The 26,212-nt window shown below is 73.9% G+C and carries 22 protein-coding genes; 9 read left to right on the forward strand and 13 right to left on the reverse strand.

Features of this window, described 5'->3' with window-relative positions; genetic code table 11:
- Positions 1-117: 117 nt before the first annotated feature.
- Entirely contained in the window at positions 118-1,482 is a 1,365-nt protein-coding gene (locus ACH495_RS24540) for a glutamine synthetase family protein (protein WP_396860038.1), read from the reverse strand.
- Positions 1,483-1,569: 87 nt separating this feature from the next.
- Between ACH495_RS24540 and ACH495_RS24545 the strand changes: the two genes are divergently transcribed.
- Both ACH495_RS24545 and ACH495_RS24550 read left to right on the forward strand, forming a co-directional pair.
- Positions 1,570-2,748, forward strand: coding sequence for a PQQ-dependent sugar dehydrogenase (locus ACH495_RS24545; RefSeq protein WP_396860039.1), 1,179 nt, complete (start codon positions 1,570-1,572; stop codon positions 2,746-2,748).
- Positions 2,749-3,039: 291 nt separating this feature from the next.
- Entirely contained in the window at positions 3,040-3,222 is a 183-nt protein-coding gene (locus tag ACH495_RS24550) for a DUF397 domain-containing protein (RefSeq protein ID WP_396860068.1), read from the forward strand.
- Positions 3,223-3,432: 210 nt separating this feature from the next.
- Here ACH495_RS24550 and ACH495_RS24555 read toward each other — a convergent pair whose 3' ends face one another.
- Together ACH495_RS24555 and ACH495_RS24560 are read right to left on the reverse strand one after the other, a co-directional pair.
- Positions 3,433-5,004, reverse strand: a complete 1,572-nt coding sequence (locus tag ACH495_RS24555; RefSeq protein WP_396860040.1) for an amino acid permease — start codon at positions 5,002-5,004, stop codon at positions 3,433-3,435.
- A 68-nt stretch (positions 5,005-5,072) separates the two neighbouring features.
- Positions 5,073-5,816, reverse strand: a complete 744-nt coding sequence (locus tag ACH495_RS24560; RefSeq protein WP_396860041.1) for an MBL fold metallo-hydrolase — start codon at positions 5,814-5,816, stop codon at positions 5,073-5,075.
- A 73-nt stretch (positions 5,817-5,889) separates the two neighbouring features.
- On the opposite strand from ACH495_RS24560, the gene ACH495_RS24565 reads away from it, so the two are divergent.
- Complete coding sequence (locus ACH495_RS24565; RefSeq protein ID WP_396860042.1) at positions 5,890-6,741, forward strand: glycosyltransferase family 8 protein; 852 nt, start codon at positions 5,890-5,892, stop codon at positions 6,739-6,741.
- An 86-nt stretch (positions 6,742-6,827) separates the two neighbouring features.
- Here ACH495_RS24565 and ACH495_RS24570 read toward each other — a convergent pair whose 3' ends face one another.
- From ACH495_RS24570 to pcaF, 5 genes are all read right to left on the reverse strand, one after another.
- Complete coding sequence (locus ACH495_RS24570; protein WP_396860043.1) at positions 6,828-7,853, reverse strand: UbiA family prenyltransferase; 1,026 nt, start codon at positions 7,851-7,853, stop codon at positions 6,828-6,830.
- Positions 7,854-7,933: 80 nt separating this feature from the next.
- Complete coding sequence (locus ACH495_RS24575) at positions 7,934-8,434, reverse strand: DUF456 domain-containing protein (RefSeq protein ID WP_396860044.1); 501 nt, start codon at positions 8,432-8,434, stop codon at positions 7,934-7,936.
- Between the two features lie 92 nt (positions 8,435-8,526).
- The gene (locus ACH495_RS24580) at positions 8,527-10,671 is read right to left on the reverse strand and encodes a putative bifunctional diguanylate cyclase/phosphodiesterase (protein ID WP_396860045.1); all 2,145 of its coding nucleotides are present in this window, start codon (positions 10,669-10,671) and stop codon (positions 8,527-8,529) included.
- Positions 10,672-10,677: 6 nt separating this feature from the next.
- Positions 10,678-11,496, reverse strand: a complete 819-nt coding sequence (locus ACH495_RS24585) for an SAM-dependent methyltransferase (protein WP_396860046.1) — start codon at positions 11,494-11,496, stop codon at positions 10,678-10,680.
- Positions 11,497-11,612: 116 nt separating this feature from the next.
- Entirely contained in the window at positions 11,613-12,818 is a 1,206-nt protein-coding gene (gene pcaF, locus ACH495_RS24590) for a 3-oxoadipyl-CoA thiolase (protein WP_396860047.1), read from the reverse strand.
- A gap of 112 nt (positions 12,819-12,930) precedes the next feature.
- Here pcaF and ACH495_RS24595 point away from each other — a divergent pair, with 112 nt between their 5' ends.
- The 4 genes from ACH495_RS24595 (at position 12,931) to ACH495_RS24610 (ending at position 17,202) form a co-directional block, all read left to right on the forward strand.
- A complete protein-coding gene (locus ACH495_RS24595; protein ID WP_396860048.1) occupies positions 12,931-13,896 on the forward strand; it encodes a glutathione S-transferase family protein in 966 nt (321 codons plus the stop codon).
- A complete protein-coding gene (locus tag ACH495_RS24600) occupies positions 13,889-14,590 on the forward strand; it encodes a DUF998 domain-containing protein (RefSeq protein ID WP_396860049.1) in 702 nt (233 codons plus the stop codon). The genes ACH495_RS24595 and ACH495_RS24600 overlap by 8 nt, the downstream gene beginning before the upstream one ends.
- Positions 14,591-14,791: 201 nt before the next feature.
- Positions 14,792-16,087, forward strand: a complete 1,296-nt coding sequence (locus ACH495_RS24605) for a dicarboxylate/amino acid:cation symporter (protein ID WP_396860069.1) — start codon at positions 14,792-14,794, stop codon at positions 16,085-16,087.
- A gap of 47 nt (positions 16,088-16,134) precedes the next feature.
- Positions 16,135-17,202: an NADH:flavin oxidoreductase/NADH oxidase gene (locus ACH495_RS24610; RefSeq protein WP_396860050.1), complete on the forward strand. Its 1,068-nt coding sequence runs from the start codon at positions 16,135-16,137 to the stop codon at positions 17,200-17,202.
- Positions 17,203-17,240: 38 nt separating this feature from the next.
- On the opposite strand, the gene ACH495_RS24615 is transcribed toward ACH495_RS24610, so the two are convergent.
- The 5 genes from ACH495_RS24615 to ACH495_RS24635 all read right to left on the reverse strand — a co-directional run bounded on the left by ACH495_RS24615 (position 17,241) and on the right by ACH495_RS24635 (position 25,196).
- On the reverse strand, positions 17,241-20,726 hold the full coding sequence (locus tag ACH495_RS24615; protein ID WP_396860051.1) for an ATP-binding cassette domain-containing protein: 3,486 nt from the start codon (positions 20,724-20,726) through the stop codon (positions 17,241-17,243).
- A gap of 90 nt (positions 20,727-20,816) precedes the next feature.
- Positions 20,817-21,410 (reverse strand): TetR/AcrR family transcriptional regulator, encoded by a 594-nt coding sequence (locus ACH495_RS24620; RefSeq protein WP_396860052.1) that lies wholly within the window; start codon positions 21,408-21,410, stop codon positions 20,817-20,819.
- A 10-nt stretch (positions 21,411-21,420) separates the two neighbouring features.
- A complete protein-coding gene (locus ACH495_RS24625; protein ID WP_396860053.1) occupies positions 21,421-23,571 on the reverse strand; it encodes a YhgE/Pip family protein in 2,151 nt (716 codons plus the stop codon).
- A complete protein-coding gene (locus tag ACH495_RS24630) occupies positions 23,568-24,266 on the reverse strand; it encodes an ATP-binding cassette domain-containing protein (RefSeq protein ID WP_396860054.1) in 699 nt (232 codons plus the stop codon). Before ACH495_RS24630 ends, ACH495_RS24625 begins: the two co-directional genes overlap by 4 nt.
- Before the next feature lie 90 nt (positions 24,267-24,356).
- Positions 24,357-25,196 (reverse strand): GNAT family N-acetyltransferase, encoded by an 840-nt coding sequence (locus tag ACH495_RS24635; RefSeq protein WP_396860055.1) that lies wholly within the window; start codon positions 25,194-25,196, stop codon positions 24,357-24,359.
- Positions 25,197-25,334: 138 nt separating this feature from the next.
- On the opposite strand from ACH495_RS24635, the gene ACH495_RS24640 reads away from it, so the two are divergent.
- Complete coding sequence (locus tag ACH495_RS24640; protein ID WP_396860056.1) at positions 25,335-25,922, forward strand: PadR family transcriptional regulator; 588 nt, start codon at positions 25,335-25,337, stop codon at positions 25,920-25,922.
- Positions 25,923-26,020: 98 nt separating this feature from the next.
- Positions 26,021-26,146 (forward strand): hypothetical protein, encoded by a 126-nt coding sequence (locus ACH495_RS24645; protein WP_396860057.1) that lies wholly within the window; start codon positions 26,021-26,023, stop codon positions 26,144-26,146.
- Positions 26,147-26,212: the final 66 nt, after the last annotated feature.

Genomic DNA, 26,212 nt, shown 5'->3' on the forward strand with positions numbered 1-26,212 from the left:
TGAATCCGCTTGGAGCGATATACCTGAGAGGCATAATTATGACTCGAAGGTATATCGCTCCGAACTGATTGTTCCTTCGTCGCCGTCACGCACAGCAACCGACGGCGCGGCCGGGGGTCAGAGGCGTTCGAAGCCACGGATCAGCTCCCAGTCCGTGACGGCGGCGTCGAACGCGGACAGCTCGACCTTCGCCTGGTTGGCGTAGTGGGCGACCACCTCGTCGCCGAACGCCTCGGGGGCGACAGTGGAGCGCTGCCAGAGGTCGAGCGCGTCGCGCAGCGTGCCGGGGACCCGCTCGGCGGCCGGATCGTCGTACGCGTTGCCGGTGCACTCCTCCGCCAGCTCCAGCTCGTGCTCGATGCCGTACACCGCGCCGGCCACCAGCGCGGCGATCGCCAGATAGGGATTCACGTCCGCCCCCGGCACCCGGTTCTCCACCCGCATCCCCTGCCCGTGCCCGACCAGCCGCAGCGCGCAGGTGCGGTTGTCGGTGCCCCAGCGCAGCGCCGTCGGCGCGAACGAGCCGGGCTGGTAGCGCTTGTAGGAGTTGATGTTCGGCGCGAACAGCAGGCTGAACTCGCGCATCGTGGCGAGCAGCCCGGCCAGCACCCGCTGCCCGGTCACGCTCAGGTGCGCCGGCCCGTCGCCCAGCATCGCCGACGAGCCGGACGCGTCGCGCAACGAGAAGTGGATGTGGCAGGAGTTGCCCTCCCGCGCGTTGGGCTTCGCCATGAACGTGATCGCCATGCCCTCCTGGGCGGCGATCTCCTTCGCCCCGTTCTTGTAGACGACGTGGTGGTCGGCGCAGGCCACCGCCTCGTCGTACCGGAAGGCGATCTCGTGCTGGCCGAGGTTGCACTCACCCTTCGCGCTCTCCGGGGTCAGCCCGGCGGCGGCCATCTCGGTGCGGATGCGGCGCAGCAGCGGCTCCACCCGGGCGGTGCCGAGCAGCGAGTAGTCCACGTTGTACTGGTTGGCCGGCGTCAGGTCACGGTAGCCGCGCGACCACGCCTCCTCGTACGAGTCGCGGTAGAGCACGAACTCCAGCTCGGTGCCGGCGTACGCGGTCAGCCCGTGCGCGGCCAGCCGGTCGAGCTGCCGGCGCAGGATCTGCCGGGGCGAGGCGACCACCGGGCCGGAGCCGTCCAGCCACTCCAGGTCGGCCAGCACCATCGCGGAGCCGGGCTGCCACGGCGTCCGGCGCAACGTGTCCAGGTCGGGACGCATGGCGAAGTCGCCGTAGCCGCGCTCCCAGCTCGACATCGCGTACCCGTCGACGGTGTTCATGTCGACGTCCACGGCGAGCAGGTAGTTGCAGCCCTCGCTGCCGTTCTCCACCACGTTGTCGAGGAAGAACGGCGCGTGGATCCGCTTGCCCTGGAGGCGACCCTGCATGTCGGTGAGGGCGAGCACCACCGTGTCGATCTCGCCCTCGGCGACGGCGACCCGCAACTGCTCCAGCGAGAACGGCGTTCTACTCATCAGGGGGCCTCCATCACCAAGGTCTACTGGCAAACCGGATCACCGTCAATGCCCCGGTGGGACCGGGTGCGAAACCGGGGAGAGCACATGCGTCGTCGGATCGTCGCGGCCGCCGTGGCCGTCCTCGCGATCGGGTTGGGCGCCACCGACGCCCGCGCCGACCGGCAGCCCACCGCCGCCCCCGACCGCCCCGCCATCGAGACGGCGCCGCAGCCGGACGTGGTCGACCTGCGCCCGGCCGGCTTCGAGCGGCACGTCGACAGGCGTCCGGCGGTCGGCTACGACCTGACCAACCCGCAGGTGGTCGCCACCGGGTTGGCGGTGCCCTGGGGGCTGGACTTCCTGCCCGACGGCAGCGCCCTGGTCACCCAGCGGGACCGGGGCACCATCCTCCGGGTCCGCCCCGGCCGGCCGGCGGAACAGGTGGCCCGGATCGCCGACGTGGTCGCCGACGGCGAGGCGGGCCTGCTCGGGCTCGCGGTCTCCCCCACCTACCGGCGGGACGGCTGGGTCTACGCCTGCTACACGACCCTCACCGACATCCGTATCGTCCGGTTCCGGCTGGCCGCGACGCCGGTCCCGCAGGTGCTGCTCAGCGGCATCCCCCGGGCCACCTTCCACGACGGCGGGCGGATCGCGTTCGGCCCCGACGGCATGCTCTACGCCGGCGTCGGCGACGCCGGGGTCACCGCCCGCGCCCAGGACCTGACCAGCCGCAACGGCAAGATCCTGCGGATCCGCCCGGACGGCGGGGTGCCGGCGGACAACCCGTTCCCCGGCTCGCCGGTCTACAGCTACGGCCACCGCAACGTGCAGGGGCTCGCCTGGGACCGGCACGGCCGGCTGTTCGCCACCGAGTTCGGGCAGAGCACCTGGGACGAGGTGAACCGGATCGTGCCGGGCGGCAACTACGGCTGGCCGATCGTCGAGGGCGTCGCGGGCGACCCCCGATTCCGGGACCCGGTCGTGGTCTGGCCGCCCGCGCAGGCGTCCCCGAGCGGCGCGGCGTTCACCCGGGGCACGCTCTACGTGGCCGCGCTGCGCGGCACCCGGCTCTGGGCGGTGCCGGTCGACCACGACGGCACGGTCGGCGTACCGGTGGCGGAGCTGGTCGGCGTCTACGGCCGCCTGCGTACCGTCGCGGTCGCCCCCGACGGCGCGCTCTGGGTGACCACCAGCAACCGCGAGCCGCGCGGCGTCCCACCGGCGGCCGACGACGACCGCATCCTCCGCTTCCCGCTCACCCACCGCCAGCCCACACCCTGACCCGGGGGTACGCGGACAGCCGCCGACGGCGTCAGTCACGCGCCCGCGCCCAGGCCAGGAAGCGGCGATGCAGGTCCGGCACATGGTCCGAGTTCAGCCGGGCGAGGTGTTCGTGCGCCTCGGCCATCAAGCCGCGCGGGCTGGCAGGGCCACTCCGCGCCGCAGTTGCGGCACCGCCACAGCGGGCGGATCGGCACGTGCGGCACCCGTCGGCGACCCGTCACCATCGGCCTCCTGGTGGTCGTGTGGAAGGGGCCGCCCGGCGAATCGTCGGGACCGGGCGGCCCCGGGCTGGAACCCGCCCGCGCCCGCAGCGGAACGAGCGGCGGTGACTGCGTCGAGGTCGCGATCAACCTGCCGGGCGTGGTGCTGGTGCGTGACACGAAGGACCGCGACGGCGGCACCCTCCACGTCGACCCCTCGTCGTGGCGCTCGTTCGTCACCCTGGCCCGGCAGTTCCCCGCCGCCACCTGATCGCACCACCCTCACGGCGCCCCGCCGCACCGGTGGAACGCCATGGGTGTCTCAAGCCCGTCGTGACACCCATGACGTTCCACCCACCGCCACGCGGGCCGTCGAGTGGAACGCCATGGGTGTCTCAAGCGCGTCGTGACACCCATGACGTTCCACCGACCGGCGCGGCAAGGAGTGGCGCGGGGTGGAGTGGGGTGGAGTGGCGCGCGGTCAGGAGGGTGGGGCGGGGGTGTCGGGGGTGGGCTGGTCGACGGTGCGGCGGGGGCCGGTGAACCAGGTGCGGGCCGAGGCGTACCACCAGATCGCGACGCCGAGCAGCACGCCGCCGATCGCCAACGGCGCGTAGTTCACCGCGGTCCAGGTGAAGTCGGGGTGGCCCGGCACGCCGGCCGGGACGATCGGCAGCACGAAGTAGACCGCGATGACGGCGATCTCCACCACCGCGATCCAGCCGAGCAGCTTGTAGCGGCGGCCGAGCGTCCACGGACCCGGGACGAACCGGTCGCCCATCCGCAGCCGCAGGAAGATCGGGATGATGAAGGACAGGTAGAGCCCGATCACCGCCACCGACACCACCGCGTAGAACGCGACCGGGATGCCGCCCCGCTGGTAGAGCGCGGGCAGCGTGAGCACCAGCCCGGCCAGCGTGGCGCCGATGATGGCGTTGACCGGCGTGCCGTTGCGGTTGACGGTCGACCAGAGCCGCCAGCCGGGCACCGCCCGGTCCCGGCTGAACGCGTACGCCATCCGCGACATCGAGGTCACGCAGCTCATCCCGCAGAAGAACTGCCCGATGGTGGAGATGATGATGACCACCTTGAAGAAGAACGGGGTCAGCGCCGTCTCGAAGATCGCCCCGGAGAAGCCGCCCGCGTCGTTGATCGCGTCGACGTCGGTGGCGGCGAACAGGAACGCGAGCAGCAGGATCCAGCCGCCGACCGCCGAATAGAAGATCGATCGCCACAGCCCCTGGGCGGCGGCCTTGGACGCGCCCCGGGTCTCCTCGGAGACGTGCGCGCAGGCGTCGAAGCCGGTGATCGTGTACTGCGTCAGCAGGAAGCCCAGCGGCAGCACGTAGAACCAGAACGTCAGCCCGCCGGTGTCCCCGTCGCCGAAGCCGGAGTTGTTGAACCGCTCGGTGAACACGAACTGGAAACTCTGGTGGTCGTCCGGGACCAGGACCAGGATCAGCACCACCGCGGCCGCACCGGCCACGTGCCACCAGACCGAGATGTTCTGGAGTACGTCGATGATGTGGTGCCCGTAGATGTTGATCAGGCCGTGCAGCGCGAGGATCACCACGAACAGCCCGAACGTCTGGTGCCCGGTGCCGGCCCAGCCGTCGACCAGCGCGGAGAGGGTCAGGTTGAGGAACGTGGCGCAGCCGTAGTCGACCGAGGCGGTGACCGCGACCAGCCCGATCAGGTTGAGCCAGCCGGTGAACCAGCCGTGCACCGGCCGGCCCATGGTCGCCGCCCACCAGTAGATCCCGCCCGCCGTCGGGTACGCGGACACCAGCTCGGCCATGCAGAACCCGATGACCAGGATGAACATCGAGATCAGCGGCCAGCCCCAGGAGACGGCGACCGGGCCGCCGTTGTTCCACGCCTGGCCGAACGTGGTGAAGCAGCCGGCCAGGATCGAGATGATGGAGAACGAGATGGCGAAGTTGGAGAAGCCGCTCCACGTGCGGCGCAGCTCCTGTTTGTAGCCGAGTTCGGCGAGTCGTCGGGCGTCGTCGTCCATCGGCTGCTCGGCGGTCGGCGCGGGCGTCGTGGCCACTGCACACCTCCTCGGGCGAGTGCTCGCAGTCTGCTCCCGCCGATCAAGGTGGTCAATACGCGTACCGGTTAAATGCGTTGTCCCGACTCCCCGCCCGGGGCATGCTGGGAGCTGTGACCAGGCCCGACCCGACGGGCCGGCACCGGGCGCTCGGCAACGCCCGGTCCGCGGCGGCGCGCGGCGTCCACCTCTCTCTCACTGAAGTACGGCGTCTCGCCGTACCCCCGGACGCCCGCGCCGCCGCTCCCTACCGGCCGACGGTCACCGTCAGCCCGGTAGGTCGCCTCCGCGATCAGCACGTCCGCGTCCCGGGCCAGTTCCACGAGCGCCGGGCTGGGCCCGGTGTCCCCGGTGTGGGCGAGCACCACGCCCGACGCCTCGAATCGTGCGCCGGCGTTCGGCACCCAGTGCAGCAACAGGAACGTTCGCACCCCGTACGGTCCGAGGCGCAGGGTCTCCCCCGGGGTGAACTCGGTCAGGTGGTACCCCGGTTCCAGCAGGCCGGGCTCATCGATGGCGAGCAGGTCGGCCAGGCTGCCCGTGGGCGCGTACACCGACAGCGGTGGCCCGGACCGGTCCGTGAGCACCCGGGCCCGCGCCAACGGTTGCAGGTCCGCGCAGTGGTCGGGGTGGCCGTGGCTGACGTAGACGGCGTCGACCTGCTCGGCCCGCACCCGCGCCAGCAAGGGTTGCAGCGTCGCGTAACCCGGGTCGATCAGCAGCCGGAAGCCGTCGTGCTCGACGAGGAAACCCGAGCACGACTGGTGGGCGGTGGGAAAGGCGCCCAGCCCGCCCAACACGTCGATCCGCACCGGCCGACCGTACCTGCTCCGCCGCGACAGGGGTCCTGGTTGTCGACACGTATGCAACGTTATAAATTGACAGTTGTTCACCCCGACCGAGGAGGTAATCCTGGACTGCGCGCTGGCCTTCGATGCCACCTACGCCCCGCACGCGGCGGTCGTGATGTCCACCGTGGCCGCTCAGATGCCTACCGAACCGCTGCGGTTCTGGCTGGTCGCCGACGGCGTCACCGAACAGACCCGAGCCACGCTGATCCGGGCGGCCCGGCACGCCACCGTCACCTTCCTGACCGTGGGCCCCCCTCCGATCCGCCTGCCCGGATCCCGCGAACCCCACCTGAGCTACCTCTCCGCCGCCATGTACCTGCGGCTGTTGATCCCGCACGCCCTGCCCCCGGGCGTCGACCGGCTGCTCTACCTCGACTCCGATGTCCTCTGCACCGGGTCCCTGGCACCGTTGCGCGACGTCGACCTGGGTGGCACGCCGGTCGGCGCGGTCCGGGACGCGTTCACCCGCCGCCTCATCGACAACGGCGGCCTGCCCGGCATCTACGGCTACCGTGACCTCGACGCCCAGGCTCCGTACCTGAACTCGGGGGTGCTGCTCATCGACGTGCCACGGTGGCGGGAACTCGAGGTCACCGCCGCGGCGCTCGACTACATCGCCCGCCACGGCCACGAGGCGCGTTTCCCGGACCAGGACGCGCTCAACCATGCGGTCTACGGCCGGTGGACCCGGCTTCCCAAGCGCTGGAACCACATGATGGCGTGGCGGCTCGACCCGAGCGTCGGCGGGAGCATCACGGACGCGTCCATCATCCACTTCGCCGGCCCGGTGAAGCCCTGGCATCCGACCTTCCCGGACGGCGTGTTCCGGCAGCTCTACCTCAGACACCGTCGTCGCACCGAGCTGGTCGCCGCCCGGGCCCGGTGATCCGGAGACGGGATGGCTCACCGCTTCGCGCCAGTCACGGTGGATCGACTCGGGCGACGCGGCCATGGCCCCGCACCGCCGCACTCTCACACCGGGCCGGCGGCGGTCCAGGCGGTCAGGAAATCGGCCGCCGGCACCGCGAAGAGCACGCAGATCCCCGCCAGCCGGGCGATGGTCGGTCGACGGACCGCGACGGCGTAGCCGACGACCAGCACCGGCGCCCAGAGGTCCTGCACGGTCCACGAGTCCCGCCGGACCAGCACGCCCAGGTGACAGACGACCAGCCAGACCCCGGTCGCGGCCGTCCAGAGGGTCAGGCCGGCCCGCCGGCACCTCCGGGCGCCCCAGCACACCGCCGCCGTGGTGTCCCCGGCCGCGGTGTCCGCGTCCACGTCCAGCACGGTCGTCGGCAGGTAGAGCGCGGCCACCAGGAACAGGCCCAGCGCGGCGATCAGCAGCGGATATCCGGTGACCGGCCGGTGCAGCGACCAGCCGGCCAACGGGGCGAGCACGCCGACGGCCGCCGCGTTGGCGGCGACGTCCAGGCCGGGCCGGACCTTGAGGCGTACCGGTGGGGCGCTGTAGGCCCACCCGAGCAGCAGCACCACGGCCGTGCCCAGGGCGAACGCCGGCCCGATCACGGTGGCTGCCAGCGCGAGCGCCGCCGCCGTGGCGCCGACCTGGGCGCGGACCAGGTCGGTCGCCGTGAGCACGCCGGTGACCAGCGGCGCGGTGGCCTTGCGCGGGTTTCGCCGGTCGCTGGGCAGGTCGTGCCGGTCGTTGCCGGTGAGCACGGCGGTCCACACCAGCGGCCCCAGCACGACCAGCGCGGCCAGCGACCGCGGCAGCGCCGCCGGCGGCGGCAGCCAGTCGCGGGTCGCGAGCACCGACCCGGCGTACGCGGCGGCCCAGCCGAGCGGCCAGAACCACGGTCGGGTCAGGCGGACCAGCGCCCAGGCCCGGGCCGCTCGCCGACCGGTTGCGGGACGGGGCCGGGCCGCTCGCCGACCGGTTGCGGGACGGGGCCGGGCCGCTCGCCGAGCGTTCGCGGGACGGGGCAGCGCCCGGGGGCGGGCCGCTCGCCGGCGGGTGGCCGGGTGTGGAAGGACCATGGGGCCGACGCTAGGGACCGGCGGGGCCGGCGACCTCCCGCCGGAGAGCCAGCGGCCTCCCCCGCGACGGGGACCCAGGCTCAGGCGAACAGCAGCCCGGCGACCCAGAGCGCGGCGATCACCATGCCGGCCAGAAACTCGACAAGCATCGACAACCCGGCCGCCTTGAGCGCCTGCACGGTGGCCGGCCAGGCCAGCCGGTTGCTGCCCAGCCGCAGCAGCTCCGCGCCCCAGATCCCGGCGACGAAGCCGATCGGCAGCCCGATCACCGGGATCACGAAGAACCCGACCACGCCGAGCAGCGCGCCGGCCAGCAGCGACCGGGTGGGCACACCGGTGCGCTTCAGGTTCCGCCCCGGCCAGAGGTACTTGACGACGGTGCCACCGGCGGCGACCACGGTGGCGGCGGCCAGCACCGCCCAGCGGCCCGGGCCGGCGTCGCCGAACAGCGCCCACACCAGCACGCCGCCCCAGCACAGCGGCAGCGCCGGCAGGCCGGGCACCACCACGCCGGCCAGCCCGGCCAGGATCGCCAGCGCGGCGACCACCGACACCACGGCCTGCGAATCGGTCAGACTCACGAGTTCTCTCTCTTCTCTGCACGGGCGCCGTGCGACCGAGGTGTTAAGCGGGGGCCCCGCCTCTACCGAAAGCGTTAAGCGGGGGCCCCTCCTTACCCCGCCAGGCGGGTGCGGATGGCGTCGGCGGGCATCGGGGGGCCGAACCAGCGGCCCTGGCCGGTGTCGCAGCGCAACGCCCGCAGCCGCTCGGCCTGCACCTCGGTCTCCACCGCCTCGGCCGTCACCGACAGCTCCAACGCGTGCGCCAACCGGACCAGCGCGTCGACGATCCGCTCGTCGCGGTGGTCGGCGACCGCGCCGTCGCCCCGGATCCCCTCGACGAACGGGCCGGCCAGCTTCACGCAGTGGATCGGCAGCCGGCGCAGGTACGCCAGGTTCGAGTAGCCGGTGCCGAAGTCGTCGATGGCCAGCCGCAACCCGAGGTCGGCGAGCTGGTGCAGGGCGCGCAGCGGCTCGCCCGCGCTGCCCATCACCGCGCTCTCGGTCAGTTCGAGCTGAAGCAGCTCGGCGGGGAGACCGGTGTGCTGCAACGCCTCCGCCACGGTCTCCACGATGGCCGGGTCGTCGGCCTGCCGGGCGGCCAGGTTGACGCTGACCACCGGCGTCGACTCGCCGAAGGCACGCCGCCACGCCTCGGCGTCCCGGCACGCCTGGCGCAGCACCCAGGCGCCGAGCCGGACGATCAGGCCGGTCTCCTCGGCCAGCCCGATGAACCGGTCCGGCCCGAGCAGCCCCAGCTCCGGGTGCTGCCAGCGGACCAGTGCCTCGACCGCCACCATGGTGCCGTCCAACAGGGACACGATCGGCTGGTAGTGCAGCACGAACTCGCCCCGGTCCAGCGCGGCGGGCAGGTTGGCGGCCAGCGCGGACCGGGCGATGTCGGCGGCGCTGCGCTCCGGGTCGTACACCGCCCAGCGGCCGCGCCCCTCGGCCTTGGCCCAGTAGAGCGTGGTGTCGGCGGCCTTCATCAGCTCCGCGGCGCTGGTCTCCGCCGCCGGGCAGTCCACGATGCCGATGCTGGCCGAGACGGCGAGCTGCTGGTCGGCGACCTGCACCGGGGCGGAGACCGCGGCCAGCGCCAGCTCGGCGACCTCCACCGCGTCGTCGAGACCGCCGCCGGAGTCGACCAGGATGACGAACTCGTCGCCGCCCATCCGGGCCACCAGGTGGCCACGGCCGGACACGCAGTCGCTGAGCCGCCGGGCGATCACCTGGAGCAGCCGGTCGCCGAGGTCGTGGCCGAGGCTGTCGTTTACCGCCTTGAACCCGTCCAGGTCGATGAAGCAGAGCCCGACGCGCTGCTCGGGCCCGGCCGCGGCGAAGACGTCCCCGAGCGTCTCGAAGAACAGCGTCCGGTTGGGCAGGCCGGTCAGCGGGTCGTGCAGCGCCTGGAAACGCAGCCGCTGCTGCAACTCGTACCGCTGGGTGATGTCCTCGATCATGGCGACGGTGAAACGCGGCCGGCCGTCGTCGTACCGGATCAGCGACACGGCCAGGTCGGTCCAGACCACGCTGCCGTCCTTGCGGTAGTAGCGCTTCTCCACCCGGGCGCTGTCCCGCTTGCCCTCGATCAGCTCCTGGTAGAGCTCCCACATGCCCGCCGCGTCGTCGGCGTGCGCCAGCGCGGACACGTTCATCCGCCGCATCTCCGCGACGGTGTAGCCGAGCATGTCCGCGAAGGACTGGTTGACCTCGATGATCTGCCCGTCCACCCCGGCGATGCCGATGCCGATGGCGGCGCCGGTGAAGACCGCCCGGAACCGCGCCTCGCTGTCCCGTAACGCCTGCTCGACGGCGTCCCGGGCCTGCCAGGCGGACCGGGCGATCCGTTCCTGCTGGCTGAACACCCGGTCGCGCAGCGCGCGGGAGAACCCGGCGGCGACCGCGCCCTGCAACAACGCGATCCGTTCGTGCAGCTCGGGCACCTCCTGCCGGGCCGGCAGCACCCAGGGCAGGAACCGGTCACCGAGCGCCTGCACCGACCAGTCGAGCACGCCGGGCTCGGTGAGGTGCGCCTCCACCAGGGCACGCCCCACCTCCTCCGCCGGCCGGGCGGAGAAGGTGGGCGCCAGCGACGCGCGGGCCAGCCGCTCGGTGAGCGCCGCCAGCAGGCGTTCGGTCTCGGCCGCGCTCAGCGGCACGAAACCGATGCGGCGCACCGCCCGGGCCCACTCGGTGGCGTACGCCGTGGCGCCGGGACGGCTGAAGTCATCCCCGTCGGGCTCCGGGGCGGGCACGTCGGCTCACCCGGCGGCGCGGTCGTGCCGGGCGACCCCGCCGAACGCCCCGAAACGTTCCGGGTGGTCGTCCACGTCCGACGGCGAGTCGGGCCGCCACAGCGGCATGTGCACCACGCCCGGTTCGAGGATCGTCCAGTCACCGAAGAAGCCGGTGATCTCGGCCCGCGAGCGGAGCGTGATCTCGGTGGCGGTGCGCGCCGACAGCCGCTGCGCGTCCAGCATCTCCTGCGGCTGGTCCTCGAACGTGGAGTGCGAGACGACCAGGAAACTGCCCGGCGCGGCGGCGGCGCGCAGGGTGGCCAGGATGTCGGCCGGCCGGTCGGCGTCCGGGACGAAGTGCACCACGCCGGCGAGCAGGATGCCCAACGGCCGGTCGAAGTCGATCAGCCCACTGGCCCGGGCCTGGTCCAGGATCAGCTTCGGCTCGCGCAGGTCGGCCAGGAGCGCGGTGGCCCGGTCGTTGCCGGCGAGCAGCTCGTGGCTGTGCGCCACCGCCACCGGGTCGATGTCGACGTAGACGATCCGGGCCTCGGGGTTCGCGGCCTGGGCGACCTCGTGCACGTTGCCGACGGTGGGGATGCCGGAGCCGATGTCGAGGAACTGGTCGATGCCGGCGTCGAGCAGCACCCGGACGGCGCGGCGCAGGAACTCCCGCCCGGAGCGCATGGTGGCCGCCAGGTTCGGCGTCATGGCCGCGATCTGCTCGGCGAGCTGCCGGTCGATCTCGAAGTTGTGTGCCCCGCCGAGGAAGTAGTCGTAGACCCGGGCGGCGCTGGGCCGGCTCAGGTCGATCCCGGCGGGAGGTCCGTCCGACGTCTGCATCGTGCGATCTCCCCGGTCGTCACCCGCCCGGTGGGGCGGATCATGTGGTCCAGCCCACTCTATGCGCGCCGGACCGGCAACGGGAGATCCACTTCTCGCGATGCCGCCGTCCGCGCTCAGCCGGCCGACTCCAACAGCAGCGAGATGCCCTGCCCGACGCCGACGCACATGGTGGCGAGGGCCCGCCGACCACCCCGACGGCGCAGCTCCAGCGCGGCGGTCAGCGCCAGCCGGGCGCCGCTGGCGCCGAGCGGATGACCCAGCGCGATGGCCCCACCGTTCGGGTTGACGTGCTCGGCGTCCTCCGGCAGGCCCAGCTCCCGCAGCACCGCCACGGACTGCGCGGCGAACGCCTCGTTCAGCTCGATCACGTCGACGTCGGCCAGCGTGAGGCCCTGCCGGTCGAGCAGCCGCCGGGTGGCCGGGACCGGCCCGATGCCCATGATCCGTGGCGGTACGCCGGCCGCCGCGGCGCCGCGTACCCGGGCCAGCGGGGTGAGGCCGCAGCGGTCGACGGCGGCCGCGGAGGCGACCAGCAGCGCCACCGCGCCGTCGTTGACGCCGGAGGAGTTGCCGGCGGTCACCGTGCCGCCGTCGCGGAACGGGGTGGGCAGCGCGGCCAGCTTCTCCGGCGTGGTCTCCCGCGGGTGCTCGTCGACCTCGACGAGCTTCGTCTCCCGCTTGCCGGCCGGCACGGTGACGCCGACGATCTCCTCGGCCAGCCGGCCGTCGGCCTGCGCCTTGGCGGCCCGCTGCTGCGAGCGGTACGCGAACGCGTCCTGCGCGACCCGGTCCACGCCGAACTCGGCGGCCACGTTCTCCGCCGTCTCCGGCATCGAGTCGATGCCCCAGCCGCGCTCCATCAGCGGGTTGACCAGCCGCCAGCCGATGGTGGTGTCGTAGACCTCGGCGGTGCGGGAGAACGGCGTGGTCGCCTTCGGCATGACGAACGGCGCGCGGCTCATGCTCTCCACGCCGCCGGCCACCACCAGGTCGGCGTCCCCGGCGACGATCGCGCGGGCGGCGGAGGCGAGCGCGTCCAGGCCGGAGCCGCAGAGCCGGTTGACGGTGCTGCCCGGCACCTCCGCCGGCAGGCCGCCGAGCAGCGCGGCCATCCGGGCCACGTTGCGGTTGTCCTCGCCGGCCTGGTTGGCGCAGCCGAGGATCACGTCGTCGGTGCGGGCCCAGTCGACCGTCGGGTGCCGCGCCACCATCTCGCGGATCACGTGCGCGGCGAGGTCGTCGGGGCGGACCCCGGCGAGGGCGCCGGCGTACCGGCCGATCGGGGTGCGGACTCCGGCAACGAGGTAGGCCACGGTCATCGCGCGCACGTCCTTCGGGGGTGGGAAGGGGTCGGTCGGCGGCGGCCCGGCGGGTCGCGCCGGGGTGCCACGGCGCCAGGATATCCGCGCCCGGAGCGGATAGGTTGGCGGCATGGCCGGGGCCCAGTTCAGCGCAGAGACCAGTGGCGGCGGTGCGTTCGTCCGCCAACCGAACCGGTTCACCGGGCGGGTCACCCCGCACTCCACCTCCCCGGCGGGCGGCGGGCCCGACGAGCAGGGACGCTGGCCGCTGGAGGCGGGCCGCTACCGGCTGATCTGGTGCCGGGCCTGCCCGTGGGCGCATCGGGCCCGGATCGTGCGCGGCCTGCTCGGCCTGGACGAGGTGATCTCGCTGGGCACTGTCGACCCGATCCGGGACGAGCGGGGCTGGCGGTTCGCGCTCGACCCGGACGGCTTCGACCCGGTGCTGGGCGTCGGTTTCCTCTCCGAGGCGTACCTGGCCACCGACCCGGACTACACCGGCCGGGAAACCGTGCCGGCGCTCGTCGACACGCTGACCGGACGGGTGGTCACCAACGACTATCCGCAGCTCACACTCGACCTCTCGACCGAGTGGCGGCGGTTCCACGCGCCGGGCGCGCCGGACCTCTATCCGGTCGAGCTGCGGCCGGAGCTGGACGCGCTGATGGCGGAGATCCACTCCGACGTCAACAACGGCGTCTACCGCTGCGGCTTCGCCACCTCGCAGGCGGCCTACGACGAGGCGTACACCGCGCTGTTCGCCCGGCTGGACGCGCTGTCGGAGCGCCTCGCCGGGCGGCGCTACCTGATGGGGGACGCGATCACCGAGGCGGACGTGCAGCTGTTCACCACGCTGGTCCGCTTCGACGTGGCGTACCACGGGCACTTCAAGTGCAACCGGCAGAAGCTGACCGAGATGCCGGTGCTGTGGGCGTACGCGCGGGACCTGTTCCAGACGCCGGGCTTCGGCGAGACGGTGGACTTCGACCACATCAAGCGGCACTACTACGCCACCCACGACATGATCAACCCGACCCGGATCGTGCCGCTCGGTCCCGACCTGGCCGGCTGGACCACGCCGCACGGGCGTGGCTGACCGCACGCCGCGCCGGGTCGCCGCCGTCGGGGCCGCCGGCTGCGTCGTCGCCGGCGCGGTCGCGGTGACGGTCGCCGTGGTCGCCGGCCCGGGCCCGGGACCGACCGGGTACGTCAGCGAGGCCGGCGTCGCCGACAGCGGGTACGCCGGGGCGTACCGGATCGGGATCTTCACGCTGGCGGCGGCGCTGCTGCTGCTCGCCGGCGCGCTGCCGGCGGTGGCGCGGGCGGCGTCCGTGCTGCTCGGCGTCGGCGCGGTCGCCACGGTGCTCTCCGGCACGGTGACGTGCAGCGCCGGCTGCCCGCTGCCGCCGTTCGAGGCCGCCACGGTGGCCGACCTGGTGCACGGCGGGGCCAGCATCCTGGCCACCGCGGCGGTGGTCCTCGCGATGCTGGCGCTGCTGATCTCCCCCGCCACCGGCGCGGCGCTGCGCCGGGTCGCCGCGGTCGGCGTGGCGCTGGCGCTGCCGCTGGCCGGCGCGGTCGGGCTGGCCATGCTGCTGGTCGGCCGGGGCGCGCTGGTGGGGGTGCTGGAGCGGCTGCTGCTGGCGGTCGCCGCCGCATGGGGGCTGAGCACCGCCGTGGTACTGGCGGTAAGGAGGGGGCCCCGCTTAACGCATTCGGTAGAGGAGGGGGCCCCGCTTAACACCGAGGTGTTAAAAGGGGGCCCCTCCTTCCACAAACGCCGGCTGTAAGGGGCGTCACGGGGAACGGTCCTTCCGTCCAGGCGAGCGCGGGAGTAGCGTGGGTCGGCGATGACCAATGTCTGGTGCCTCACCGAGCGCCTGTACGTCGACCTTCGACGGCAGGCCAGCGGCGTCTGTCCGGCGTAGCTCCGCTCCCCGACGCCCGCCCTTCCCTCTCCAGACCTTGGACCCGCCCTCATGGCTTCCGCCCTGCGCAAGATTCCCTTTTCCGTGCAGATCCTGCTCGGCCTCGTCCTCGGCGTGGCGCTCGGCTTCGTCGCCCGCGCCAACGACCTCGCCTGGCTGACCAGCACCCTCGACACCGTCGGCGGCCTCTTCGTCCAGCTCCTCAAGCTGGCCGTGCCGCCGCTGGTCTTCACCGCCATCGTGGTCAGCGTGGTCAGCCTGCGCGGCGTGGCCAACGCCGCCCGGCTGGCGCTCAAGACGCTGCTCTGGTTCGGCATCACCGCGCTGATCGCGGTGAGCATCGGCATCGGCCTGGGCCTGCTCACCGACCCCGGCCGCGGCGTGAACCTGGACCCGGCCGGCGCCAACGCGCCGAAGACCACCGGTTCCTGGATCGACTTCCTCACCGGCATCGTCCCCACCAACCCGGTCGGCGCGTTCGTCGAGGGCAACGTCCTCCAGATCGTCTTCCTCGCCCTGGTGGTGGGTGCCGCCGCGCTGCTGGTCGGCGAGCCCGCCGAGCCGTTCGTGCAGCTCAACCGCTCGGTCCTGACGATCGTGCAGAAGGCGCTGTGGTGGGTCATCCGGCTCGCCCCGATCGGCACGCTGGGCCTGATCGGCAACGCCGTCGCCTCGTACGGCTGGGACCTGCTGGCCCCGCTCGCCAAGTTCACCACCGCCGTCTACGTCGGCTGCGCCCTGGTGATGTTCGTGGTCTACCCGGTGCTGCTGGTCGCCGCCGGCCGGCTCAACCCGCTGCGCTTCTTCGCCGGCGCCTGGCCCGCCATCGAGCTGGCCTTCGTGTCCCGCTCCTCGGTGGGCACCATGCCGGTGACCCAGCGCTCGGTGGAGCGCCTCGGCGTCCCCCGCGAGTACGCCTCCTTCGCGGTGCCGTTCGGCGCCACCACGAAGATGGACGGCTGCGCCGCGATCTACCCGGCGCTCGCCGCGATCTTCGTGGCGCAGGTGTTCGGCGTGGACCTGGGCGTCACCGACTACCTGCTGATCGCGTTCGTCTCGGTGGTCGGCTCGGCCGCCACCGCCGGCCTGACCGGCGCGATCGTGATGCTCACGCTGACCCTGAGCACGCTGGGCCTGCCGCTGGCCGGCGCCGGTCTGCTGCTGGCGATCGACCCGATCCTGGACATGATGCGGACCGCCACCAACGTGGCCGGACAGGCCGTGGTGCCGACCATCGTGGCCGCCCGGGAGGGCACGCTCGACCGGGCCGCGTACGACTCGGCCGGCAAGCGCGACCTGATCGAGCCGGTCGAGCCCGCCGAGCGGGAGAACGAGCGGCTCGCCCCCGTACCCGCCTGACACACGGTAGGAAACGCACCATGAAGCCCGGCCCGGAGGAGGACCGCATGAGCGCCCTGTTCACCCCGCTCGCCCTGCGCGGCGTCACGCTGCCCAACCGGATCGCGCTGGCGCCGATGTGCCAGTACAGTGCCGGGCCCGACGGGCTGCCCACCGACTGGCACCGCGTCCACCTCGGTTCCCGCGCGGTCGGCGGGGCCGGGCTGGTGCTCACCGAGGCGACCGCGGTGGTGCCCGAGGGGCGGATCACCCCGCAGGACGTCGGGCTCTGGTCCGGCGCGCACGTCGACGCATGGCGGCCGGTCACCGCGTTCGTCGCCGGCCAGGGCGCGGTCCCGGCCGTGCAGCTCGCGCACGCCGGGTTCAAGGCCTCGACGTACCGGCCGTGGGCGGAGCGGCGCGGCGGCGTGCCGGACGCCGAGGGCGGCTGGACGCCGGTCGGCCCGGGCGGCGAGCCGTTCCTGCCCGACCACCGCACCCCGGCCGCGCTCGACGAGGCCGGCGTCGCGGCCGTGGTGGACGCGTTCGCGGTCGCCGCCGGGCGGGCGCTGGACGCCGGCTTCGCCGCGGTGGAGATCCACGCGGCGCACGGCTACCTGCTGCACGAGTTCCTGTCCCCGCTGACCAACCGGCGCACCGACGGCTACGGCGGTGACCGGGCCGGCCGGATGCGGCTCACCGTGGAGGTGGCCCGCGCGGTCCGCGCCGCGGTCGGCGAGGCGGTGCCGGTGCTGACCCGGATCTCCGCCACCGACTGGACCGACGGCGGCTGGACGATCGAGGACAGCGTGGTGCTCGCCGGTGAGCTGGCCGCCGCCGGCGTGGACCTGGTCGACGCCTCCTCCGGTGGCGCGGCCGCCCGCGCGTCGATCCCGGTCGGCCCCGGCTACCAGGTGCCGCTGGCCGCCCGGATCCGTCGCGACGCCGGCGTGCCGACCGGCGCGGTCGGTCTGATCGTCGAGCCCGAGCAGGCCGAGCAGATCGTGGCCGGCGGCGAGGCGGACCTGGTGCTGCTGGGCCGGGAACTGCTCCGCGACCCGTACTGGCCGCGCCGTGCCGCCGCCAAGCTCGGCGCCACCCCCGCCTGGCCCGACCAGTACACCCGCGCCTTCTGACGGTCTCCCGCCCCGCCCGGGAAGGGCGGGGCGGGAGGTCAGCCGGCCAGGTGGTTCCAGCGGGGTTCCAGGTCGGACCAGGCGCCCTGCTCGGCGACCACGCCGTCGACCAGCACCACCACGTGGTCCGCACGGACCAGCGCGGCGCGCTTGGCGGTCGAGCCGACCACTGTCACCCCGTGCTCGCGCAGCGCCGCCCAGAGCGCCAGCTCCGTGGTCACGTCCAGCGCCGACGACACGTCGTCGGCGACCAGCAGTTCGGTACGCGGGGCGAGCGCCCGGGCCAGCGCCAGCCGCTGGAGCTGACCACCGGAGAGCCGCGTGCCCTTGTGCCCGATGAGCAGCCCGAGCCCGCCTCCGGCGGCGGCCAGGTCGTGGTCGAGCTGGGCGGTCGACACCGCGCTCGCGGCGTCGACCGGATGGCCGAGCGCGATGTTCTCGGCCACCGTGCCGGAGAGCACCCGGGGCAGTTGCCCCACGTAGCCGACCTGGTTGGGGCGCAGGAACAGCTCCGGCTCGGTGACCGGCTCGCCGTTCCAGCGCAACGCGCCGACGTGGTGCACGATCCCGGCGAGCGCGCGCAGCAGCGACGACTTGCCGGCGCCGACCGGGCCGACCACCAGCACCAGTTGCCCGCGTTCGACCACCAGGTCGACGTCGCGGACGGCGAGCGTGCCGTCGGAGTGCAGCGCGCCGAAGCCGGCCAGCTCCAGCCGGCGCAACGGATGCCGGGGCGGCGGCTCGGGCGCGGGCGCGGTGCCGGCGACCAGGTCCAGCCCGGGCACCGGCTCGGAGTAGTTGGTGGTCCCGGTCATCGCCACGGTCCGCCGCGTCCACACCCGCGCCGACGGGTACTGCGAGACCAGCGCCGCGGTGGTCCACGCGAACCAGCGGGCCGCGCCCAGCGTGGAGACCGCGACCAGGGTGGCGCCGGCGGAGAGCCCGCCGGTCAGGTAGAGCGCCCAGGCCCCGATCGGCAGCAGCCCGCTGACGACCGCCGGGGTGGAGCGGGCCCACACCTGCATGGCGATCTCCCGGCGCTGCCGCTCGCTGCGCACCGCGTCCAGCCCGGCGAGGTGGGTCAACACCGGCCGGGTGGCGCCGGCCAGCTTCACCGTGCGGGCGGCGGAGAGCGCGGAGACCAGCGCGGTGGCGAACGCGGCACGCGCCTTCACGGTGCCGGCGGCGGTGCGTTCCAGCCGCGGCCCGAACAGCGTCGCCGCCAGCCCGGAGACCACCATCGTGCCGACGAAGAACAGCGCCGGCACGAAGCTGCCGGTCACCAGCGTCATGGTGAGCACGATGGCCAGCGAGATGAACTGGTCCATCAGGTTGTCGGCGAGCTGCACCACCCGGTCCGTGTCGCCGCCCTGCGCGACCACCTCGGCCGGGGTGTGCCCGCTGACCCGGCGCGGGCCGGTCTGCCCGTGCACCAGGCGGGCGCTGATCCGCAGCATCTGCCGGATCCACCACTGCGGGAACCACAGGTTGGTGAGGTAGGGCAGCGGCAGCGCCAGCAGCAGCGCGGCGGCGATGCCGAGCGCCGGCAGCCACGGGTCGCCGCCGGCGACCAGCTCGGCCCAGAGCCAGGGCAGCACCGAACCGTCCAGCCCGAGCAGCGTCAGCACGATGAACAGGCCGATCGCGGCCAGGCCGTACCGGGGATCGTTGAAGCCCAGCCGGAGGATCTCGCGCATGGTCCGCGCGGACGGCGCGGGCGGCGCCGGTGGCGGTTCGGCGCGCGGCATCCCGGCGCGACGCGGCGCGGGGACCGGCGCGACGACCGCCTCGTCGGCCCAGCCGGGCGCGTCGAGCAGTTCCACGCCGCCGCGCCGCGCGCCGGTGCCGGCGTACGCCCCGGCGTGGCTGGTGGCGAGCAGCTCGGCGAAGCGGGCGGACTCGCGCATCGGGCCGGCCTCCAGCACCGCGCCGTCGGCCATCACCACCACCTCGTCGCAGCGGCGCACCGAGGAGAGCCGGTGTGCGATGACGATGCCGATCCGGTCGGTGAGCAGCCGCTCGGTGGCCTCGCGGACCCGGTTCTCGGTGACCGGGTCGAGTCGCGCGGTGGCCTCGTCGAGGATCACCACGTGCGGGTCCCGGACCAGGATGCGGGCGAACGCGACGAGTTGCTCCTGGCCGGCGGAGAGCACGTGCCCGCCCTCGCCGAGCCGGGTGTGCACGCCGTCGGGCAGCTCGGCGATCCAGCCGGCCAGGCCCAGCTCGGCCAGCGCCCGCTCGGCGGCGTCGAGCAGCTCCGGGTCGTGCAACGCGACGTTCTCGGCGAGCGTGCCGGCGAGGATCTCGGTGCGCTGGGGCACCACGGCGATCCACCGGCGCAGCTCCTCGACGTCCAGGTCGACCAGGTCGGTGTCGCCCAGGAAGACGGTGCCACGAGGCACCTCCACGGCCCGGGTGAGCACCTTGGCCAGCGTCGACTTGCCCGAACCGGTGCGCCCGACCAGCGCGTACGAGCGCCCGCGGACGAAGTCGAGCCGCACGTCGCGCAGCGCCGGGCCGCGCTCCTCCCCGGCGGCCGGGTAGCGGAAGGTGAGCCCGCGCACGCTCAGGTCGCCGTCGGTCGGGGCGGCCCCGCCGGCCGGCTCCTGCCGCGCGCCGGCCAGCAACTGCACCCGGGCCCACGCGCCGAACGCCTGTTGCAGGTGCGGCACCCAGCGGGCGATGTGCTCGACGGTGGCGCCGAATGCGATGGCGAGCAGCCAGACGGCGGTGAGCCGGGCGGCGTCGACCCGCCCGGTGGACAGCGCCCACGCGCCGGCCAGCACCACACCGGCGATGCCGGCCCGGACGCCACCGGCGGCCACCGAGGTGACCCGGGCGGAGAGCCGGAACACCCGGCCGCAGCGCGCGACCACCTCGGCCGCGCGGCGGGCGTAGAGCCGCAGCACGTACGGCCGAGCGAGGCTGGTGCGCACGTCGTCCTGCCCGTGCACCGCCTCCTCCATCACGGCCGCGAGGTCGGACCAGGCCTCCTCCTCGGCCATCCGGGCCGGGGCGATGCGGGCGGTGGGCCGGCGCAGCGCGACCGCGAGCAGCGTGGTGAGCAGCACCATCCCGACGCCGGCCGGCCACCAGACGACGAGCGCGCTGACGGTGGCGAGCACACAGACGGCGATGCCCTGCGCCAGCCGTACGCCGGTGTTCCGCATCTCGGCGGCGACCTGGTAGACGTCGTTGTCGATCCGGTCGAGCAGCTCGCCGACCGGCGTGGTCTCCAGGGCGGGCAGCTCCTGCCCGAGCGCGACCCGGCAGAGCCGGCGACGCACGTCGGCGGACCAGTCGGCGGTGAGCCGGGCCATGATCAGCCCGATCAGCAGGTCGGTGACGACGGCGGCGACCAGCGCCACGGCCAGCGCGACGAACCAGCCGGACGAGCGGTGCACGAGCACCGGCCCGGCCAGCGCGGAGGCGGCGGCCTGGCCACCGGCGCCCAGCACGATCAACAGCAGGACGGCCGCCATCCGCCGGGGTGCGGTGGCCCAGAGGTCTCGGAGCAGGCGCATGGGACGGTCCTCCGGACTCGGACGGGTGGGGGCGGTGCACCCAGCCTTCCCGTCGGACCGGCGTGGTTCAACCGAATTACCGCGTTCCGGTCAGGTCCGGGCGACGCGGCGGACGATGCCGAGCAGCGCCTCCTGCACGTCGCTGATCGGCCGCTCGGGCTGGAACACCAGCCAGTCCACGGCCACCACCAGCCCGACGCCGAACAGCGCCGAGCTGGCGGTCCGCACGTCCAGGTCGGCCGGGAGGTCGCCGCTGTCCACCCCGGCCCGGACCGTCTCGGCGATCACCTCGATCGCCTCGCCGCGCAGCAGCCGCAACGTCTGCTGCCACTCCCGGTTGGTGCGCCACATCTCGGAGAGCAGGAGCTGGGCGAAGGCCCGGTAGCGGCGGATGTAGTCCAGTTCGGCGCGGACCAGCGCGGCGAGCGCCTCGCGCGGCGGCAGCCCGTCGACGGCGGCCCGGAACTCGGCGGTGAGCAGGCCGATGCCGTGTCGCAGCAGCTCCTCGAAGAGAACCGTCTTGGACTCGAAGTTGTAGTAGACGGTCCCCTTCGCCACCCCGGCGCGGGCCGCGATGTCGTCCACAGTGGTCGCCGAGAAGCCCTGCTCGGCGATCAGGTCCACCGCGGCCACGAAGAGTCGTTGGCGGGTGTCCTCCCGCCGGCGGGTCCGTCCGTCCGTCACCGGCCCATCCTCACATGGTCAGTTCGGGGTGCAGCTTGCCCGGGGTGAGCCGGCGGGACCGGCGGGCCGAGCCGACGGTGAGCGCCAGCGCGCCCAGGCCGAACGCGAGCAGCACCAGCGCCGCGGTGACCACCGGGCCGGCCGGCCCGCCGTTGACGGTGTGCCGCAGGCCGCCCACCACGTACGTCATCGGCAGCCAGGGGTGGATCGCCTGGAAGAAGCCCGGCGAGGTCTGCACCGGGTAGGTGCCGCCGGACGAGGTGAGCTGGAGCATCAGCAGCGCCAGCGCGGCCAGCCGGCCGGCCGGGCCGAGCGCCACGCCGAGCAGTTGCATGATCGCGGTGAACGCCAGCGAGGTGAGCGCGAGCAGCCCGAACGTCGCCGCGCCGTGCGTCGGGTCGAGCCCCAGGGCCAGCGTCACCACGGTGTAGAGCACGGCGACCTGGGCCAGGCCGATCGCGGCGGCCGGCAGCCAGCCGGCGAGCACCACCCGCCAGCCGGGCGCGCCGGACATCACGTGCCGTCGGTTGACCGGCCGCAACAGCATGTACGTGATCATCGCGCCGACCCAGAGCGCCAGCGCCAGGAAGTACGGGGCGAAGCCCACGCCGTACGAGCCGGCCGGGTGCTGCGCGTCGCGGATCAGGCCGACCGGGTCACCGAGCACGTCGGCGCGACTGGCCGCGTCGTCGTACCCGGGCAGTTTCTTCTCCCCGGCGGCGAGCCCGTCGGCGAGGTCGCCGGCGCCGCCCTCCAGCTTGCTCAGCCCGTCGACGAGCGAGGTGCTGCCGGTGCCGAGCCGGGCCAGGCCGCCGTCGAGCGCGCGGGCGCCGGTGGACAGTTGGTAGAGGCCACCGCGCAACTGGTCGGCGCCGGTGGACGCGTCGCCGAGCCCGTCGCGGAGCTTGGCGCTGCCCTGGGCCAGCGTGCCGAGCCCGCTGGCCAGCGCGTCGACCTTGGCGCGGGCGGCGGCGACGTCGTCGGCCAGGTGCGGCGCGGCGGCGGCCACCTCCCGGGCAGTCTTCGCGACCTCGGTCATCTGCTTCTTCAACGCGGCCAGGTCGGACTTGTCCACGGCGGACGCCAGCGCCTTGGCCTGGGTGACGGCCCGGTCGGCGGCGGTGCGGGCGGCGGCGAGGTTCGGGTCGTCGGCCAGCTCGGGGTGTTCCTTCGCGACCGCGTCGAGCCGGTCGGAGATCTGCTGCGCCAGCCTGACCACCTCGTCGGCCTTGGCGGGCAGCGCGTCCAGGCCGGCGGCGAGCTGCTGCGCGCCGGTGGCGACCGCGGTGGCCGCCTGCTGGATCCTGTCGGCGTTGCGGCGCAGCACCGGTTCGTACTTGTCGGCGGCGGCGTCGACGGTGGCGGCGGCGGCCTTCGTCTCGGTGGCGGCCCGGCCGGCGCCGTCGGCGAGCTGGGCGGCTCCGGTCTGCAACTGGTCGAGCCCCTTGGCCAGCTTGTCGGCGCCCTGGACCGACGTGTTCAGCCCGCCGGCGAGCTGCCCGGCGCCGTTCTCGGCGCTGCCCAGCCCGTCGGCGAGCTGCCCGGCGCCCCGCTGGGAGGCGTCGAGCCCGTCGGAGATCTTTCCGGCCCCGTCGGCGGCGCGGCCGGTCTCGGCTTTGGCGTCGGTGAAGCCGATCAGCATCTTGTCGAAGTACGAGGCGGCGGTGCTCTCCGCGGCGGCGGCCCGGATCTCGCTGAACGCCGAGCGGGCGAGCAGCCCGGAGAGGTAGTTGGTGGCGTCGTCGTTGACCACCTTCAGCTCGCCCTGCCGGGCCGGCCGGTCCGGCTCGGGGCTGGCCGCGAGCGTGGCCGAGAAGTCGGCCGGGATGGAGAAGACCAGGTGGTAGCGGCCGTCGCGGAGGCCCTTCGTGGCGTCGGCCTGGTCGGTGACCGTCCAGCCGAAGACCTTGCGGTCGATCAGTTCGTCGGCGAGGTCCCGGCCGGCGTGCACCTCGCTGCCGTCGCCGGCCTTCGCCGGCCGGTCCGCGTTGACCAGCGCGACCGGAATCCGGTCGAGGTTCCCGTACGGGTCCCAGAACGCGTAGAGGTAGAGCGCGCCGTAGAGCAGCGGGACGACGGTGAGCACGGCGAGCGCGGCGCGCGGCAGCCGGCCCCGGGTCATCCGGCGCAGCTCGAACAGGGCCAGTCGCAGGATGCTCATGCGGTCACCTCGGCGGGAACGGTCAGGGCGGTGGTGGGCAGGGCCGGGTCGCCGATGCGGTGCACGGTGGCGGCGACGCCCGGCTCGACGGCGCGGGCGCTGGCGACGACCGCGTAGCCCTGGCCAGCGAGGCGTTCCAGCGCGGCCCAGATCCACTCCCGTTCGGGACGGTCGGCGCCGGCGTCCACGTCGTCGGCGACGATCAGGCTGGGGCCACCGAGGCCGGCCAGCACCAGCCCGAGCACCTGCCGCTCGACCGGGGTCAGGTCGCGGCCGTACCGGTCGGGGTCGAGCGGGGCGTCGGTGAAGCCGGCGCCGGCGATGGCGGCGGCGTAGGCGTCGCGGCGGTAGGCGCGGCGGGCCCGCAGCGCGGCCACCGGGACGAGCTGCCGGCGGCGGCGCGGCACCGGCCCGAGCAGCAGCAGGCGTTCGGTGAGGTGTTCGGCGACGGTGAGCGTCGGGTCGGGCTCGTGCACGCCGGCCACCTGGCCGAGCGCGGCCGGCCCGCGGCGGCGCAGCTCGCCGTGGCTGTGCGGGAAGCGCCCGGCGAGGGCGAGCAGCAGCGACGTGCGACCGCTGCCGGGTGGGCCGGTGACCGCGTGCAGCTCACCGCGTCCGGCGGTGAGGTCGACGTCCCGGTAGACCCAGCCCCGGCGGGTCCGCAGTCCCAGCCCGCTTGCCTCGACGATTGTCATGGCACCCTTCTAGACTGACCAGTCAGTATAAAAACATGGCCAGCATAGCGCCGGGTGTCCGGTTCGGGGCAACGCGGGGCGGAGTGATCCTCAGAACAGCACGGTGGCGAGCGTGCCGACCGGGCGGAAGCCGCAGCGCTCGTAGACGCGCCGGGCCGGCCGGTTGAAGTCGTTGACGTAGAGGCTGACCGTGGGCGCGACCCGGGCCAGCGCGTCGCGGACCACCGCGGCCATCGCGGCGGTCGCGATGCCCCGGCCGCGCCACTCGGGCGCCACCCAGACGCCCTGCACCTGCGCGGTGCGCCGGGTCACCACCGCCAACTCGGCCTTGAAGACCACCCGGCCGTCGACGAACCGGGCGTAGGCCCGACCGGCGCGCACCAGCTCGGTCACCCGCCGCCGGTAGCCGCGCCCGCCGTCCTCGGCCAGCGGCGAGATGCCGACCTCCTCGGTGTACATCGCCACCGCCGCCGGGAAGAGCCGGTCGACCTCACCGACCCGGACCCGACGCACGTGCGGGTCGGGCGCCACCGGCGGCGGCGCGTCCGTGGCCAGCAACGGCTGGTTCGGGCGTACGTCCCGGGCCGGCCCCCAGTGCACGGAGAGGCGGTCCCACAGACCGAGCACGGCGTCGGCGCGGCCCACGATCGAGGAGCAGAGCCGATCCTCCTCGCCCAACTGCTCGGCGAACGCGGCCACCGCCGACCCGGACGCGAGCACCGGGGTCAGGTTGCCGCCCAGCCAGCAGATCGACTCCAGGTTGCGCCGGGAGCCGTAGCCGAGGATCCGCGCCTCGGCCCGCCACCAGGCCAGCCCGCGCGCCGCGACCCGCTCGGCGACCTGCGCGCCGGCGTAGGGGTCGAGGTCGAGCAGCCGCTCGACCGAACGGCGCTCCGACTCCCCCAGTTGGCGTACCGGCATCGTGAGCACGGTTACCAGCCTGCCAGATGCACCGGGGAGCCGGTGGGCCGACCGGGCACCGCGATGATTCCGGATCGCGTCTTGTCGGCGATGCGTTGCCGATATATCGTTGATGCATCAGCGATACACCTAGCGAAGGAGAGCCCGATGGGTTTCCGCCGACACGTGCACACCATGCACGACGAGATGCGCCGCCACGGCGGCTTCGGCTTCCCGCCCGTACCGCCGGGTCCGCCGCCGTTCCCGCCCGGACCGCACGGTCACGGGCGCGGCCGGGGTGGCCGGGGTCGCGGCCGGCGACCGAACGTGCGCGGCGCGGTGCTGGCCCTGCTCACCGAGCGGCCGATGCACGGCTACGAGATGATCCAGGAGATCGACGCCCGCACCGGCGGGGCCTGGCGGCCCAGCCCCGGATCGATCTACCCCACCCTGCAACTGCTGGAGGACGAGGGCCTCATCGCCACCGCCCCCGACTCCGACGGCGGGCGCAAGCGGTTCGCCCTCACCGAGCCGGGGCAGGCCGAGGCGGCGCAGGCGGCGCAGGCCCCGCCCTGGGCGGAGTTCGCCGAGCAGACCGTCAACAGCTGGCACGACATCCGCGACGCCGGGGCCCAGGCCATGGACGCGCTGCGACAGGTGATGACCACCGGCACCGACGACCAGCGGGCCCGCGCCGCCCAGGTGCTCGACGAGACCCGGCGCAAGCTCTACGCCATCCTCGCCGAGTCCGAGTGACCCTCCCCCACTCCCCCACCCCCACCCCCCGTCGCGCCTCTTTCACGGAGCTTGTCTCATCCTGTTTGTGCTGGTCGGGGGGTCTTGACGATGGTGTGGTGGGTGTCGAGTCGCTGACCACGGGTGTGGTGATCTCCGCGGTGATCATCTGCCGGGTGCTGGCCGGTGTGCGGGCGTGGCATCCAGGCATGAAGCAGGCCCTCGGCGAGGATCGCTGGTCGTGACACACATCAATCTGCCCGCCGAGGGCCCGGCACTGGTCTATCAGGCCCGGTTGCCGTTGTCGACCC

The sequence above is a fragment of the Micromonospora sp. NPDC018662 genome (genome assembly GCF_044391475.1).
In the GTDB taxonomy this organism is placed as follows: domain Bacteria; phylum Actinomycetota; class Actinomycetes; order Mycobacteriales; family Micromonosporaceae; genus Micromonospora.